The organism is Weissella uvarum (genome assembly GCF_016908785.1).
GTDB classification, from domain to species: domain Bacteria; phylum Bacillota; class Bacilli; order Lactobacillales; family Lactobacillaceae; genus Weissella; species Weissella uvarum.
Window position 1 is genome coordinate 44534 of the sequence record NZ_JAFBEO010000007.1, and the last position, 14854, is coordinate 59387.

At 41.2% G+C, this 14854-nt stretch carries 16 protein-coding genes; 15 read left to right on the forward strand and 1 reads right to left on the reverse strand.

The window, feature by feature from the left end; all coding sequences use genetic code 11:
• Nucleotides 1–43 precede the first annotated feature (43 nt).
• From rpsL to JOC36_RS07800, 7 genes are all read left to right on the forward strand, one after another.
• On the forward strand, nucleotides 44–457 hold the full coding sequence (gene rpsL, locus JOC36_RS07770; protein WP_057747000.1) for a 30S ribosomal protein S12: 414 nt from the start codon (nucleotides 44–46) through the stop codon (nucleotides 455–457).
• A 16-nt stretch (nucleotides 458–473) separates the two neighbouring features.
• On the forward strand, nucleotides 474–944 hold the full coding sequence (rpsG, locus tag JOC36_RS07775; RefSeq protein WP_205145924.1) for a 30S ribosomal protein S7: 471 nt from the start codon (nucleotides 474–476) through the stop codon (nucleotides 942–944).
• A gap of 129 nt (nucleotides 945–1073) precedes the next feature.
• On the forward strand, nucleotides 1074–3197 hold the full coding sequence (gene fusA / locus JOC36_RS07780; RefSeq protein ID WP_205145925.1) for an elongation factor G: 2124 nt from the start codon (nucleotides 1074–1076) through the stop codon (nucleotides 3195–3197).
• Nucleotides 3198–3373: 176 nt separating this feature from the next.
• The gene (locus JOC36_RS07785) at nucleotides 3374–4465 is read left to right on the forward strand and encodes an ABC transporter ATP-binding protein (RefSeq protein ID WP_205145926.1); all 1092 of its coding nucleotides are present in this window, start codon (nucleotides 3374–3376) and stop codon (nucleotides 4463–4465) included.
• 3 nt (nucleotides 4466–4468) lie between these two features.
• Nucleotides 4469–5275, forward strand: coding sequence for an ABC transporter permease (locus JOC36_RS07790; RefSeq protein WP_205145927.1), 807 nt, complete (start codon nucleotides 4469–4471; stop codon nucleotides 5273–5275).
• Nucleotide 5276: 1 nt separating this feature from the next.
• Complete coding sequence (locus tag JOC36_RS07795; protein ID WP_205145928.1) at nucleotides 5277–6086, forward strand: ABC transporter permease; 810 nt, start codon at nucleotides 5277–5279, stop codon at nucleotides 6084–6086.
• 1 nt (nucleotide 6087) lies between these two features.
• Complete coding sequence (locus JOC36_RS07800; RefSeq protein WP_205145929.1) at nucleotides 6088–7182, forward strand: ABC transporter substrate-binding protein; 1095 nt, start codon at nucleotides 6088–6090, stop codon at nucleotides 7180–7182.
• A gap of 46 nt (nucleotides 7183–7228) precedes the next feature.
• On the opposite strand, the gene JOC36_RS07805 is transcribed toward JOC36_RS07800, so the two are convergent.
• A complete protein-coding gene (locus JOC36_RS07805) occupies nucleotides 7229–7582 on the reverse strand; it encodes a hypothetical protein (RefSeq protein WP_205145930.1) in 354 nt (117 codons plus the stop codon).
• Between the two features lie 478 nt (nucleotides 7583–8060).
• Here JOC36_RS07805 and JOC36_RS07810 point away from each other — a divergent pair, with 478 nt between their 5' ends.
• The 8 genes from JOC36_RS07810 to ptsP all read left to right on the forward strand — a co-directional run bounded on the left by JOC36_RS07810 (nucleotide 8061) and on the right by ptsP (nucleotide 14794).
• Entirely contained in the window at nucleotides 8061–8435 is a 375-nt protein-coding gene (locus JOC36_RS07810; RefSeq protein ID WP_205145931.1) for a phage holin family protein, read from the forward strand.
• A gap of 22 nt (nucleotides 8436–8457) precedes the next feature.
• Complete coding sequence (hprK, locus tag JOC36_RS07815; RefSeq protein WP_205145932.1) at nucleotides 8458–9399, forward strand: HPr(Ser) kinase/phosphatase; 942 nt, start codon at nucleotides 8458–8460, stop codon at nucleotides 9397–9399.
• Nucleotides 9400–9417: 18 nt separating this feature from the next.
• Nucleotides 9418–10431 (forward strand): NAD(P)H-dependent glycerol-3-phosphate dehydrogenase, encoded by a 1014-nt coding sequence (locus JOC36_RS07820; RefSeq protein WP_205145933.1) that lies wholly within the window; start codon nucleotides 9418–9420, stop codon nucleotides 10429–10431.
• A gap of 5 nt (nucleotides 10432–10436) precedes the next feature.
• Nucleotides 10437–11315 (forward strand): UTP--glucose-1-phosphate uridylyltransferase GalU, encoded by an 879-nt coding sequence (gene galU, locus JOC36_RS07825; protein ID WP_205145934.1) that lies wholly within the window; start codon nucleotides 10437–10439, stop codon nucleotides 11313–11315.
• A 152-nt stretch (nucleotides 11316–11467) separates the two neighbouring features.
• A complete protein-coding gene (gene trxB, locus JOC36_RS07830) occupies nucleotides 11468–12406 on the forward strand; it encodes a thioredoxin-disulfide reductase (protein ID WP_205145935.1) in 939 nt (312 codons plus the stop codon).
• Nucleotides 12396–12596 (forward strand): hypothetical protein, encoded by a 201-nt coding sequence (locus JOC36_RS07835; RefSeq protein ID WP_205145936.1) that lies wholly within the window; start codon nucleotides 12396–12398, stop codon nucleotides 12594–12596. The genes trxB and JOC36_RS07835 overlap by 11 nt, the downstream gene beginning before the upstream one ends.
• Nucleotides 12597–12723: 127 nt before the next feature.
• Nucleotides 12724–12990, forward strand: a complete 267-nt coding sequence (locus JOC36_RS07840; RefSeq protein WP_205145937.1) for a phosphocarrier protein HPr — start codon at nucleotides 12724–12726, stop codon at nucleotides 12988–12990.
• Between the two features lie 70 nt (nucleotides 12991–13060).
• Entirely contained in the window at nucleotides 13061–14794 is a 1734-nt protein-coding gene (gene ptsP, locus JOC36_RS07845; RefSeq protein ID WP_205145938.1) for a phosphoenolpyruvate--protein phosphotransferase, read from the forward strand.
• Nucleotides 14795–14854: the final 60 nt, after the last annotated feature.

A 14854-nucleotide genomic window follows, 5' to 3' on the forward strand; every position in this document is an offset into this window, starting at 1 on the left:
TATAGACACTATAAAGATTATTTTTGAAAGGGGACTCTAGGACATGCCTACTATTAACCAATTGGTTCGTAAGTCTCGTAAGTCACAGAGCACGAAGTCAAAGTCACCAGCTTTGAACTTCGGTTATAACTCACAACTAAAGAAGGCCACTCGTGTTTCTTCTCCACAAAAGCGTGGGGTTGCAACCCGTGTTGGTACAATGACACCTAAGAAGCCTAACTCAGCTTTGCGTAAGTATGCACGTGTGCGTCTATCAAACTTGATTGAAGTTACTGCATATATTCCTGGTATCGGTCACAATCTTCAAGAACACTCAGTTGTTTTGATTCGTGGAGGCCGTGTTAAGGACTTGCCTGGAGTTCGTTACCACATTATCCGTGGTGCTCTAGACACTGCCGGAGTTGAAGGACGTATGACATCACGTTCTAAGTATGGAACTAAGCGTCCAAAGAAGTAAGGGGAGGACATAAATAATGCCACGTAAGAGTTATACTAAACAGGCTGAAGTTTTGCCTGATCCAATTTATAATTCAAAGCTTGTATCACGTTTGATCAACCGTTTGATGATTGATGGTAAGCGTGGAACTGCTTCAACAATTTTGTACGATGCTTTTGACCGCATCAAGCAAGAAACTGGGGAAGAACCATTGTCAGTTTTCGAAGAGGCTATGAACAACATCATGCCTGTTTTGGAAGTTAAAGCTCGTCGTATTGGTGGATCAAACTACCAAGTGCCAATCGAAGTACGTCCTGAGCGTCGTGTAACGCTTGGTCTTCGTTGGTTGGTTCAATACGCTCGTTCACGTGGAGAACACACAATGGACGAACGACTAGCTAAGGAAATTATGGATGCTGCTAACAACACTGGTGCATCTGTTAAAAAGCGTGAAGACACGCACAAGATGGCTGAAGCCAACCGTGCCTTTGCACATTACCGTTGGTAATATTAACAAATTTGGCTACAGCCCGTTAAAAGGCTATAGCCATTTTTGTGTATTTTGCGGTATAATGAACAACAGATAGGTTATATAGACTATATAACCATTGTTAAATTTAAGGAGATATTTGTACTCATGGCTAATAAGCGTGAATTCCCACTTAACCGTACTCGTAATATCGGAATCATGGCACACATCGATGCCGGTAAGACGACTACAACTGAGCGTATTTTGTACTATACTGGTAAGATTCATAAGATCGGTGAAACACATGATGGTGCTTCACAAATGGACTTCATGGACCAAGAAAAGGAACGTGGAATCACGATCCAATCTGCCGCTACGACAGCTGTTTGGCATGGTTTCCATGACCAATATAAGAACGACCCATTCCGTGTTAACATCATTGACACACCAGGACACGTGGACTTCACTATCGAAGTTGAACGTTCATTGCGTGTGCTAGACGGTGCCGTTGCTGTTTTGGACGGGGCTGCTGGTGTTGAACCACAAACTGAAACTGTTTGGCGTCAAGCTGAAAGTTATAACGTTCCACGTATCGTCTTCGTTAACAAGATGGACAAGATGGGTGCTGACTTTGGTATGTCAGTTGACTCAATCGGTGAGCGTCTTGGTGCTAATGCCAAGGCTGTTCAATGGCCAATTGGTGCCGAAGATGACTTCGCAGGAATCATTGACTTGATTACTAAGGAAGCTTGGTACCCAACTACAGAACTTGGTGAAGAATGGGAAGCACGTGAAATCCCTGCCGAATATGCTGACCTTGTTGAAGAAAAGTACAACGAATTAGTTGAAGCCATCGCTGATGTTGATGATGACATCATGGAAAAGTACCTTGGTGGAGAAGAAATCTCTAACGATGACTTGAAGGCTGCTATTCGTCGTGCCACTTTGAATTTGGACTTCTATCCTGTCTTTGCTGGATCAGCTTATAAGGATAAAGGTGTTCAAATGCTTCTTGACGGTGTTGTTGACTACTTGCCATCACCATTGGAAGTTAAGCCTTATGTTGCAACTGATCCTGAAACAGGTGAAGAAGTTGACTTGGTTGCCAACGATGACGATCCATTCGCCGCTTTGGCCTTTAAGGTTATGACTGACCCATTCGTTGGACGTTTGACTTTCCTACGTGTTTACACAGGTAGTTTGGAATCAGGTTCATACGTTATGAACACAACTCGCGACAAGCGTGAACGTGTTGGTCGTTTGCTACAAATGCACGCAACTAGCCGTACAGAAATCCCTGAAGTATTCTCAGGTGATATCGCCGCTGCTATTGGTTTGAAGGCAACTACGACTGGTGACTCATTGACTTCAACGGACCGTCCTTTGGTTCTTGAATCAATGGAATTCCCTGACCCAGTTATCCAATTGGCTATCGAGCCTGCTACTAAGGCTGACCAAGACAAGATGTCAAATGCTTTGCAAAAGTTGGCTGAAGAAGATCCGTCATTCCGTGCGGAAACAAACGAAGAGACTGGTGACACTTTGATTTCTGGTATGGGTGAGCTTCACTTGGATATCATCGTTGATCGTTTGAAGCGTGAATTCGGTGTTGAAGCTAATGTTGGTGCCCCACAAGTTGCTTACCGTGAAGCCTTTACTAAGACTGTTAACGCTCGTGGATTCTTCAAGCGTCAATCAGGTGGTAAGGGACAATATGGTGATGTTTGGATTGAGTTCTCACCTAACGAAGAGGGTGCTGGATTCGAATTCGAAGATGCCATCGTTGGTGGTGCTGTTCCTCGTGAATACATTCCTTCTGTTGAAGCTGGTTTGCGCGAATCAATGAACAATGGTCCACTTGCTGGATTCCCATTGGTTGACTTGAAGGCCAAGTTGTATGACGGATCATACCACGATGTCGACTCATCTGAAGCTGCCTTTAAGATTGCTGCTTCATTAGCTTTGCGTGAAGCTGCTAAGACTGCTGGTGCGGTTATCTTGGAGCCTATCATGAGTGTTGATATTACTGTTCCTGAAGACAATTTGGGTGATGTAATGGGTCACGTTTCTGCCCGTCGTGGAATGCTTGAAGGTCAAGAACAACGTGGAAACTCAATGATGATCCACGCCAAGGTTCCATTGTCAGAAATGTTTGGATACGCTACAACTTTGCGTTCATCAACACAAGGTCGTGGTACTTTCCAAATGCAATTCGATCACTACGAAGCTGTTCCTAAGAACGTGCAAGAAGAGATCATCAAGAAGTACGGTAGGAATGATAGTGAAGACTAATCATTAATTACTAATTCTTAATAAAACCCCTGTTGGCTTAACTGCTAGCAGGGGTTTTATTGTGCCATTGTTTCGGAATTTTAAAAATTATATTTCACGGACCAGCTAAGCATATCTATCCCATTTTATTTTTTGTATAATTTAATCCGTGAAAAGAAAGCGAGGGGTAGGGCAGCATGGCACAACCAATTATTGAATTTAAAAATGTGGCAATGCAATACGGGGAAACTGAAGTATTGAAGTCGATTGATTTAGAAATCGAACAAGGTAAATTTTATACGTTACTGGGGTCATCTGGGTCAGGGAAAACCACGATTTTACGTTTGATGGCGGGCTTTTTAACACCAACAGGTGGCGATATATTATTTAATGGTGAACGCATCAATGATGTACCTCCAGAGCGTCGACGAATTAATACTGTTTTCCAAAATTACGCACTATTTCCTAATATGAATGTTGCGGAGAATGTATCCTTTGGGATGGCTCTAAAAGGGAAAAGTAAAACTGAAATGAAAGCAAAAGTAGCCGAAATGCTTGATTTAGTTAAATTATCTGGTTATGAAGACCGTGAAATTTCAGAGCTATCAGGAGGGCAACAGCAACGTGTGGCGATTGCGCGTGCTTTGGCGAATGAACCTGAAGTACTGTTGTTAGATGAGCCTTTATCAGCTTTAGATTATAAACTACGTAAAACAATGCAGTATGAACTTCGAGCCATTCAGCAACGGTTAGGGATTACGTTTGTTTTTGTGACGCATGATCAAGAAGAAGCGTTGGCGATGTCTGACTGGATTTTTGTGATGAATGATGGCAAGATTTTGCAAAATGGCACGCCGGTAGATATTTATGATGAGCCGATTAATCATTTTGTCGCCGAATTTATTGGTGAGTCAAATATTGTTCCGGGCGTGATGCGTAAAGACTACTTGGTTTCTTTTGCGGGCAAAGATTTTGAAAATGTTGATGGTGGGATGCGGCCAAATGAGCCAGTAGAAGTTGTTTTGCGACCAGAAGACTTGGATTTGGTTCCAATTGATGAGGGTAAACTGGTTGTGACAATTGATACAGAGTCCTTCCGTGGGGATTATTATGAAATTACTGCGCATGATGATGATAACAACCATTGGCAAATTCAGGCGACCAATCAAGCTGAAATTGGCAAGCGTTATGGAATGTATTTTGATCCTGAGGATATTCATATCATGCGGCTTAATGAGAGCGAAGCTGCCTTTGACGCCCGTTTAGAGCAATACGATGAGGAGAGTTAAAGGATGCGTAAACAAAATACAAATGCCTTTACGGTACTTTATTATGCTTGGATCATTTTGTTTGTCATTTTACCGGTGCTATTGTTATTGTTTGAGTCATTTAAAAACATTAATGGGCAATTTACATTGGGAAATTATCGCAGTTTCTTTGAATCTGGAACGTATTTAAGAATGACATTCAATTCAGTTTTTTTCGCCATTGTGGTCACCTTGATTACGTTACTCATTAGTTATCCAATGGCTTTTATTATGAGTCGCTTAAAGCATGCACAATTTTGGCTGTTGTTGGTTATTTTGCCAACCTGGGTAAATTTGTTACTAAAGGCGTATGCCTTTATTGGTTTGTTTGCTAAGCAAGGTACGGTTAATGACTTTTTGACTTTTATTGGCATTGGGCCACAACAATTGATGTTTACCAATACGGCCTTTATTACCGTAGCCGCCTATATCGAAATTCCGTTTATGATTATGCCAATTTTTAATTCATTGGTGGAAATCGATCAAAGTTTAATTAACGCAGCGCGCGATTTGGGGGCCACTCAAGCGCAAACAATGCGCAAAGTTGTTATTCCATTGTCGATGAATGGGGTCCGAGCAGGAATTCAAGCAGTATTTATTCCAACGTTGTCATTATTCATGATTACCCGTTTGATTGGTGGAAACCGAGTGATTACTTTGGGAACAGCCATTGAAGAGCACTTCTTAGTGACCCAAAATTGGGGAATGGGGGCGACAATTGGCATTGTGCTAATTGTCGCCATGGTTATTACGATGTATCTAACCCGCGATCGCAAGCAAGGAGGTAAGTGAGATGAAGCATTTTAAATTATCTTACGTCTACCTAGCTGTGGTCTTTTTATTGATGTACTTACCTATTTTATATTTGGTGTTTTATTCATTTAATGCGGGTGATTATATGAATCACTTCTCTGGTTTTTCATTGCGGCACTATCAAGATTTATTTAGTGATTACCGCATTCTTGAGATTCTAGCCAATACATTTATTATTGCCTTGCTGTCATCATTAGTGGCAACGTTGGTTGGAACATTTGGTGCGATTGGGATTCATGGCCTTAAACATAAAGGCTTGAAAAATATGGTGCTTTCGTTGAACAATATTTTAATTGTTTCGCCGGATGTCATTATCGGGGCTAGTTTTTTGATTCTATTTACAATTGTCGGTCTGCGACTAGGCTTTATGTCAGTTTTGCTGGCGCACATTGCTTTTTCAATTCCGATTGTGGTGTTAATGGTGTTACCACGCTTGAACGAAATGAATCCCGCCTTGGTAGATGCAGCCCGTGATTTGGGTGCTAATCAACGTCAAGTATTAAGTCGTGTTGTTTTGCCTTATATTTGGCCGGGCGTCTTGGCTGGTTTTTTCATGGCAATCACATATTCATTAGATGATTTTGCGGTAACCTTTTTCGTGACTGGAAATGGCTTTTCAACTTTGTCTGTTGAAATTTATTCGCGAGCACGACAAGGGATTGATTTGTCAATTAATGCGCTCTCAACAGTGATGTTTTTGATTTCTTTGGCGTTGGTCTTAGTGTATTATGTGTTAACGATGCGCCAAATCAAGCAAAAGCAAGTTGGAAGTTCTAAGGGGGGGAAGTGATATGCGAAAATTAATGAAACTAACCCTTAGTATCTTATGTGCAGTGTTATTACTCTTTGGCTTTAAGACATGGTGTGAGCATCTTGAAAAACAGTCAGTAGCAGCTAAGCCGACGGCTGGTAAACAAAAAAAACTTACCATCTATAATTGGGGGGATTACATCGATCCAAGTATCATTAAAAGTTTTCAAAAAGACACTGGGTATCAAGTGGATTATGAAACCTTTGATTCAAATGAAGCGATGTACACCAAAATTAAGCAAGGTGGGACCCACTATGATTTAGCGGTGCCTTCAGATTACATGGTGCAAAAAATGCGCCAAGAGCATTTATTAAAACCATTGGATCACCAGAAGTTAACTGGTTTTAAAAACTATGATCAGCGCTTCTTAAATGAGCCATTCGACCCACATAATCGTTATTCAGTACCTTATTTTTGGGGCACGCTGGGGATTGTTTACAATGATTTGTATGTTAAACCAGGGTCGATAAAGAGTTGGAATGATTTGTGGAATCCAAAGTATAAGCAACAAATTATGCTAATCGACTCAGCACGAGATATCATGGGGATGACATTAGCTTCGATGGGAAAATCAGTTAATACAACTGATGAACCTTCGCTGGCCGCAGCCCGGGGAAAGCTCATTACTTTGATGCCAAATGTGAAAGCAATTGTTGCGGATGAAATTAAAACGTATATGGCCCAAAATGAAGCTGCTTTGGCAGTAGATTATTCTGGAGATGCGGCCGAAATGTTGGATCAAAATAAGCATTTGCATTATGTTGTACCAAATGATGGTGGAAATATTTGGTTTGATAATTTGGTGATTCCGAAAACCGTAAAAAATGAGCAGGCAGCGTATGCTTTTATTAATTACATGAGCCGGCCTGATATTGCTGCAAAAAATGCTGAATATGTCGGATATGCAACGCCTAATAAACAAGCCAAAGCGCGTTTGCCTAAGCATATCACGCAAGACCGAGCTTGGTACCCAGACCAAAAAACACTTAATCGTTTGGAACCTTACGAGAATTTAGGTCCTAACTTAACAGAGCGTTATAATGATTATTTCTTAGAATTTAAAATGTCGAATTAGATAATAATAAAAAAGGTTTCGGTAAGTTTACCGAAGCCTTTTTTTATTATTGATCCTGGTGTTTTTCATTATCGTAAGCTTCCGCTGTATTTTGGACTAGCATTTGAAAATAGTTGTCAAAACCAGATTGGGCATAACTTTGTTTGAGTCCGACGATATCGGTTGCGGTCCACGCGCTAATTTCAACGGCACCATCTTGGTAACGCAAAGAATTGGCAATCGCACTTGAGGCATCTACTAAATAGTAAGTGTCGTTGGTGTCTAAGTATAGTAAGCTCAACCTAGCGTAGGGATTTTTAACTAATGCCTTTTTCGTAGGAAGTAAACCGGAGCGCTTATCACGGATGTTCTCATGGCGGAATTTGTGGATGTTTTCCAAGGTGTTACCAATAATTTTCATATGCCTGACCTCGCTTAGTTTTTGATTAACAAAAGTCTCATTTGTATTTAATAAAACATCATTAATAACTATAATAACATCTTTTTTGAAAAGTAACAGGGCTCACTTAAAATTTAAATGAGCTTGAAAAATGTTGTTTGTTTCTAGGATGGGTTTGTGATACAATAATTTTATGCGATGAGTCGAGAGAATCTTCATTTGGAAGATTTTTACAAACGGCCTACGTTAACAGCCGCATTGCTGGTAGGTGATTATACGTGTTGTGGAACGCGTTGATCTGCACATGACTAACGGTTAGTAATAACTGGTGTACGTTGACTGATGGGTAACCATCACCTGCGTTAGGACAGGTCTTTCCTAACATTGCCAAACGGAAAACGTCGATCATGTGATCGGCGTTTTTTGTATAGCTAGAGTATATTTTTTGCTTAGTTATAAAAGCTTGGTATAATAGAGAAAGAGAACTGGAGGGTTATGCATGAAAGTTTATACTATGCATGAATTCGGCTTTTTTCAACGCTTGTTGATTAATACGGTCACATTTTTAGCCTTGGCTGGTTTATTGCCACAAGGGATGTATGTCAGCTCAGTCTGGACGGCGCTATTGGCGGCTTTGATTCTTGGTTGTCTGAATGCTTTGGTGCGACCAGTTTTGCAATTGTTGGCATTACCACTAACGATTCTAACGTTTGGATTGTTTGGATTTGTGGTGAATGCCGCCGTGCTTTGGTTGACGTCAAGTATTATCGGCAGTGGCTTTCATTTCTATGGCTTTGGTTGGACGCTGTTAGTTTCAATTATTATGTCATTGGTAAATGTGATTATTTCAAATTATTTCAATCGACCTAATTAGATCACAAATTGAGGGACACAAAATGGGCAAAAAAATCACTGTTCAGGATTTGCTGAACAATACACATCTAGAAGTTGTGAGTGGTGGCGATTATCTCGATCGCCCAATCGTAACTGAAGATATTTCTCGCCCCGGTTTAGAAATGACCGGCTATTTTAATTATTATGCACCCGAGCGAATCCAGTTGATGGGAATTACGGAGACATCATTTGCTTCACGCATGTCACATGATGAACTGATGATGGTTGCCCGTAAAATGATGCGACCAGAGACACCAGTTTTTGTTGTATCAACAGGGCGACAATTACCTCCAGAATTTATGCAGGTTGCCAAGGAAGAAAAAATTCCAGTTTTGTCAACAGAATTAACATCTTCAAAGATTTTGTCGAATATGACCTACTTTTTGAGTGGTCAATTAGCTGAACGTCAATCAGTTCATGGTGTTTTGGTTGATATTTATGGGCTAGGGGTGCTTATCACTGGTGATTCTGGGGTTGGAAAGTCCGAAACAGCGTTAGAATTAGTTCAACGGGGACACCGCTTGATTGCTGATGATCGTGTTGATGTGTATGCCCAAGATGAAGAACGCTTAGTGGGGGAACCACCTGTTATCTTACGTAATTTAATGGAGCTACGTGGTGTCGGCATTATTGATGTTTTGAATTTATTTGGAGCCGGAGCAGTGCGTTCACATGCCACAATTGCTTTTAACCTACATTTGGCCAAGTGGCAAGATGACCAAAAGGTTGATCGTTTGGGCAATGGCGAAGAAGTAACACGGATTCAAGGTGTTGATTTACCGCGTTTTGTCTTGCCTGTTCAGACTGGTCGAAACTTAGCCGTGCTGATTGAAACAGCAGCTAAGAATTTCCGAGCTAAGAAGATGGGCTTTGATGCAACGGAAACCTTTAATAATAATCTAAATCATCTGATTGAAGAAAATTCTGAACATGAAAACAATTAAGAATGGGGAAATAAACCAATGAAAATTGCAGTATTAGGGGCTGGTTCATGGGGAACCGCACTTGCGACAGTGGCGGCTGATAATCAGCATGAAGTAGCACTATGGACGCATAAGCCAGCGCAAGCTGAAGAAATTAATGCAACCCATTTAAACCAAAAATATTTAGGTGATAACCCACTGCCAGAAGGCATTGTCGCAACTGGAGATATGGCAGATGCGGTCAAGGATGCACAAATCGTGTTGAGCGTTGTACCAACACAGGCAACGCGAATTGTCGCTAAGCAATTGGCTGAAACATTGGCCGATTTTGATAATCAAAAAATTATTTTGGTTGGTGCTACTAAGGGTCTGGAGCCAGGGACCTATAAGCGTGTTTCTGAGATGTTAGATGAAGAAGTACCAGACCAATATCTAGAAGGCCTTGCAGTGATTGCGGGTCCTTCACATGCGGAAGGCGTGGTTAAGCATGATCCAACTTTAGTTACGGCTGTCAGTGAAAATTTGGCTGTCGCGGAAAAAGTGCAAGCAGCCTTTACCAATGATGATTTCCGTGTTTATACGGGTTCAGATGTGGTCGGAGCAGAAGTTGGAGCAGCTTTGAAAAATGTGATTGCTATTGCTGCTGGTGCTCTAGATGGTTTGGGTTATGATGCTAATGCCAAAGCGGCGTTGTTCACACGTGGCTTGGCAGAAATTAGTCGTTTGGGACAAGCCTTTGGAGCCAACCCCTTAACATTTATGGGCTTGTCGGGGGTTGGAGATTTGTTTGTTACAGCAACTTCGATTCATTCACGAAACTTCCGAGCAGGAAAGCAATTGGGTGAAGGGAAAACCTTAGAAGAAGTCGTCCAAAACATGGGGATGGTGATTGAAGGAATTTCAACAACTAAGGTTGCATACGAGATTGCACAGCAAAAAAATGTTACAATACCTATTACAGAAGCAATTTATCATGTAATATATGATGGGTTGGATATTAAGGCGGCTATTCATGATTTGATGAGTCGACCAGTAAAGCAAGAAGGGAAATAGAAGTGATGACGAAAAAAGTACGTAAGGCCATTATTCCAGCGGCGGGGTTAGGAACACGCTTTTTGCCAGCAACTAAGGCATTAGCAAAGGAAATGTTACCAATTGTTGATAAGCCAACTATTCAGTTTATCATCGAGGAGGCTTTGGCTTCTGGTATCGAAGAAATCTTGATTGTTGATGGAAAGTCAAAGCGTTCAATTGAAGATCATTTTGATTCAAATCCTGAATTAGAAAATAACTTACGCGAAAAGGGTAAGGATGACTTGCTTAAGTTAGTTGAAGAGACGACTGATATTAATTTGTATTTCATTCGTCAGTCACATCCACGTGGCCTTGGTGACGCGGTCTTGACTGGTAAGGCATTTATTGGTGATGAACCATTCGTCGTATTGTTGGGTGATGACCTAATGCAAGATGAAGTGCCTTTGACAAAGCAACTAATTGATCGTTATGAAGAAACTGGCGATTCAACATTAGCTGTGATGAAGGTACCGCATGAAAATGTTTCTGAATATGGTGTCATCAATCCTGAGAAGGAAGTTTCAGACGGTTTGTACCGCGTTTCAAACTTCGTTGAAAAGCCAAATCCAGACGAAGCACCTTCTGATCTTGCGATTATTGGACGTTATTTGCTAACGCCTGAAATTTTTGAAGAACTAGAGCAAACACAACCTGGTAAGGGTAACGAAATTCAATTGACTGATGCGATTGATAGTTTGAATCAACGTCAAAAAGTTGATGCCCATGAATTTAAGGGTAATCGTTATGATGTTGGGTCAAAGATTGGTTTCTTGGAAACCAACATTGAATTTGGTTTGAAGCACCCTCAAACTGGGGCAGCTTTGAAAGCATATATTAAAGACTTGGCTAAGGGATTAGACTAAGATAAAAAAGGCACCGTAGGGTGCTTTTTTTATTTGTCAAAACAACAAATATGTCTTACAATTAGTAAGTAGATAAACCGCTAGTAAGCATAGGCGCGTTTATGATTTAGTGGTAAGATAGTGAAAACACCTTAGAACGAGGAGGAAAGTAAATGACTGAACAATTTGATGTTGTAATTATCGGGGCTGGTCCTGGTGGGATGACGGCTGCAACATATGCCTCACGTGCTAATCTTTCAGTTGTTATGTTAGACCGTGGTATTTACGGTGGTCAGATGAACAATACGGCCGAAGTTGAAAATTATCCTGGTTATAATTCAATTTTGGGAGCTGATTTATCGGAAAAAATGTATGCTTCTTCTACTCAATTTGGCGCTGAATATCAATTTGGTACTGTACAGCACATTGAGAGAAATGCTGATGAAACATGGCATGTCGTTACAGATATGAATGATTATCAAGCAAATTCAGTGATTGTCGCAACTGGTTCAGAGTATAAGAAGTTGGGCGCACCAGGCGAGCTAGATTATGCTGGCCGTGGTGTTTCATACTGTGCAGTATGTGATGGGGCTTTCTTTAAAAATCAAGAAGTGGTGGTTGTTGGTGGTGGAGATTCTGCCATCGAAGAAGCTGTTTACTTAGCTGGAATTGTGGATCATGTTACGGTGGTTCACCGGCATGACCAATTGAAGGCACAACCAATTCTACAAAAGCGAGCCTTTGCAACTGATAATATTGATTTTATTTGGGACAACGAAGTTGAAAGCATTAACGGAGACGGTACTAAGGTCGAATCAGTTACGCTAAAAAATACCCAAACAGGTGAAACGACTGAACATGCGACCGCTGGAGTATTTATCTATATTGGTTTATTGCCAGTGTCTGATGCAGTAGCCGATTTAGGGGTTACTGATGATTTGGGCTGGATTAAGACTAACGAACAAATGGAAACTAGCCAACCTGGCTTGTTTGCCGTTGGTGATGTACGTCAAAAGCAATTGCGACAAATCACGACAGCTGTTGGTGATGCCGCAATTGCCGGACAAAACGCTTATGCATACAATGAAAGTTTGAAAGATCATGCCGAATAGTGAAGTTGATTATAATCAGATTTTAGAAGAATTGCGACAAGGTGAGCGAGAAGAATTTGTGCTCCAAGCCAAAGATTTTCCACAATTTTTTGAAACATGGCGCGATTATCCATATCAAAATGCGATTGTTGGGGAGGCACATCACGGTGGTGAAGTGGTGTATCGTAAGCGTCCTGAATCAGAAATGTAGTTTTATTATGTAAGCGCTTGCCATTGAGTTTGCAAGCTGATAAAATAAAATTTGTAAAGCGCTAGGGTAAAAGCCACGGTGCTTAGCTAAAAAAGTAATTATTTGAATTAAGAGGAGATATTTAATCATGGAATCACGCGAATTTCACATTGTAGCCGAAGCAGGTATCCACGCACGTCCAGCAACTTTGTTGGTTCAAACTGCATCAAAGTTCACTTCAGACATTACACTTTCTTACCAAGGTAAGGATGTTAACTTGAAGTCAATCATGGGTGTTATGTCACTAGGTGTTGGTCAAGGTGCTGATGTTACAATTTCAGCCGAAGGTGACGATGCAAGTGCTGCACTTGATGCAATTTCAGAAACAATGGAAGCTGAAGGTTTGACTAAGTAATTTTTTAGTCAAAAGTGGTAACGGTACACCTAACAGAACCAATTAGTTGAACTCAAAAAGGGAAATGGACATGACAAAGGAAATCAAGGGAATTGCAGCATCAAATGGTGTTGCCATTGCAAAAGCATATAAGCTAGAGGATCCTGATTTGTCATTTGATACACGAACAATTGATGATGTTCAAGCTGAAAAAGGCCGTCTTGAGGCGGCCTTTTCAGCGTCAAAGGCAGATTTAGAAAAGATTCACGATAAGGCCGTTGAAACAATGGGCGAAGAAGCGGCTGAAGTTTTCAACGCGCACATCATGGTGCTTGCTGATCCAGAATTTACTGGAGCTATCGAACAAGCCATTGAAAATGATAGTGTTAATGCTGAAACTGCTTTGAAGCAAGTGTCAGACATGTACATTACGATGTTTGAAGGTATGGCAGATTCTAATGCCTACATGGCAGAACGTGCTGCTGACATTCGTGACGTAACAAAGCGTGTTTTGAGTCATTTGTTGAATAAGACTTTGCCAAACCCAGCCTTGATTGATGAAGAAGTGATTATCGTTGCTCACGATATGACACCATCAGATACGGCCCAACTTGATCGTAAGTATGTTAAGGGCTTTATCACAGATATCGGTGGTCGGACGGCCCATGCCGCAATTATGGCTCGTACGCTTGAAATTCCAGCAATCGTTGGAACTGAGACAGCGACAGCAGATATTGCGGATGGTGATATGTTGGTCTTGGATGGTCTTGATGGGGTTGTGCTTCAAAATCCTAGTGATGATGAAATCAGCACCTACCAACAAAAGGCGAATGATTATGCCGACCAAAAAGCTGAGTGGGCTAAGTTGAAGGATGAAAAGACACTTTCAGCTGATGGACAACACTTCACTTTGGCAGCCAATATTGGAACGCCTAAGGACTTGGATGGTGTGCTTGAGAACGGTGCTGAAGGTGTTGGCCTTTACCGGACAGAGTTCCTTTACATGGATTCACAAGAATTGCCATCTGAAGAAGAACAATTCGAAGCCTACAAGCAAGTGCTTGAAGGTGTTGGACCTGATGAAAACGTGACAATTCGGACAATGGACATTGGTGGTGATAAGAAGTTGCCATACTTACCATTACCTGAAGAAGAGAATCCTTTCTTGGGGTACCGAGCTGTGCGTTTGTCATTGGATCGGACTGATATTTTCCGGACACAACTTCGTGCATTGATTCGTGCTTCAGCATACGGAAACCTTTGGATTATGTTCCCAATGGTTGCCACTTTGAATGAGTTCCGTGCTGCACGTGATATTTTCAACGAAGAAAAGCAAAAGTTGGTTGATGAGGGTGTTAAGATTGGTGATAATATCAAACTTGGTATTATGATTGAAGTTCCAGCAGCAGCTGTGTTAGCTGATAAGTTTGCACAAGAAGTTGACTTCTTCTCAATCGGAACCAACGACTTGATTGGTTATTCAATGGCGGCTGATCGTGGAAATGATAAGGTGTCATACTTGTATCAACCATACAATCCATCAATCTTGCGCTTGGTTAACTTTGTCATTAAGTCAGCACACAAGTACGGTAAAATTGCCGCAATGTGTGGTGAGATGGCAGGGGACCCAATTGCGGTTCCTATCTTGATGGGAATGGGCTTGGACGAGTTCTCAATGTCAGCAACGTCTGTCTTGTCAACACGTTCATTGATGAGCCACTTGAATGCCAAGGATCTTGAAGGTTTGGCTGAAAAGGCGATTGATGCAGAAACAAGCGAAGACGTTGTTAAGCTTGTTAAGCAAGAAGTACCAGAAGTAAAATAATTAAAAAAGCTACCCGCCTGATGACGTGGTAGTTTTTTTGTACATAATAATGATGCTGAA

Coding starts and splice junctions, on each gene's coding strand:
- JOC36_RS07805 (WP_205145930.1), bottom strand. CDS start 7,582: ATGAAAATTATTGGTAACACCTTGGAAAACATCCACAAATTCCGCCAT.
- JOC36_RS07810 (WP_205145931.1), top strand. CDS start 8,061: ATGAAAGTTTATACTATGCATGAATTCGGCTTTTTTCAACGCTTGTTG.
- JOC36_RS07820 (WP_205145933.1), top strand. CDS start 9,418: ATGAAAATTGCAGTATTAGGGGCTGGTTCATGGGGAACCGCACTTGCG.
- rpsL (WP_057747000.1), top strand. CDS start 44: ATGCCTACTATTAACCAATTGGTTCGTAAGTCTCGTAAGTCACAGAGC.
- JOC36_RS07785 (WP_205145926.1), top strand. CDS start 3,374: ATGGCACAACCAATTATTGAATTTAAAAATGTGGCAATGCAATACGGG.
- JOC36_RS07800 (WP_205145929.1), top strand. CDS start 6,088: ATGCGAAAATTAATGAAACTAACCCTTAGTATCTTATGTGCAGTGTTA.
- galU (WP_205145934.1), top strand. CDS start 10,437: ATGACGAAAAAAGTACGTAAGGCCATTATTCCAGCGGCGGGGTTAGGA.
- JOC36_RS07840 (WP_205145937.1), top strand. CDS start 12,724: ATGGAATCACGCGAATTTCACATTGTAGCCGAAGCAGGTATCCACGCA.
- JOC36_RS07795 (WP_205145928.1), top strand. CDS start 5,277: ATGAAGCATTTTAAATTATCTTACGTCTACCTAGCTGTGGTCTTTTTA.
- ptsP (WP_205145938.1), top strand. CDS start 13,061: ATGACAAAGGAAATCAAGGGAATTGCAGCATCAAATGGTGTTGCCATT.
- trxB (WP_205145935.1), top strand. CDS start 11,468: ATGACTGAACAATTTGATGTTGTAATTATCGGGGCTGGTCCTGGTGGG.
- JOC36_RS07790 (WP_205145927.1), top strand. CDS start 4,469: ATGCGTAAACAAAATACAAATGCCTTTACGGTACTTTATTATGCTTGG.
- JOC36_RS07835 (WP_205145936.1), top strand. CDS start 12,396: ATGCCGAATAGTGAAGTTGATTATAATCAGATTTTAGAAGAATTGCGA.
- fusA (WP_205145925.1), top strand. CDS start 1,074: ATGGCTAATAAGCGTGAATTCCCACTTAACCGTACTCGTAATATCGGA.
- rpsG (WP_205145924.1), top strand. CDS start 474: ATGCCACGTAAGAGTTATACTAAACAGGCTGAAGTTTTGCCTGATCCA.
- hprK (WP_205145932.1), top strand. CDS start 8,458: ATGGGCAAAAAAATCACTGTTCAGGATTTGCTGAACAATACACATCTA.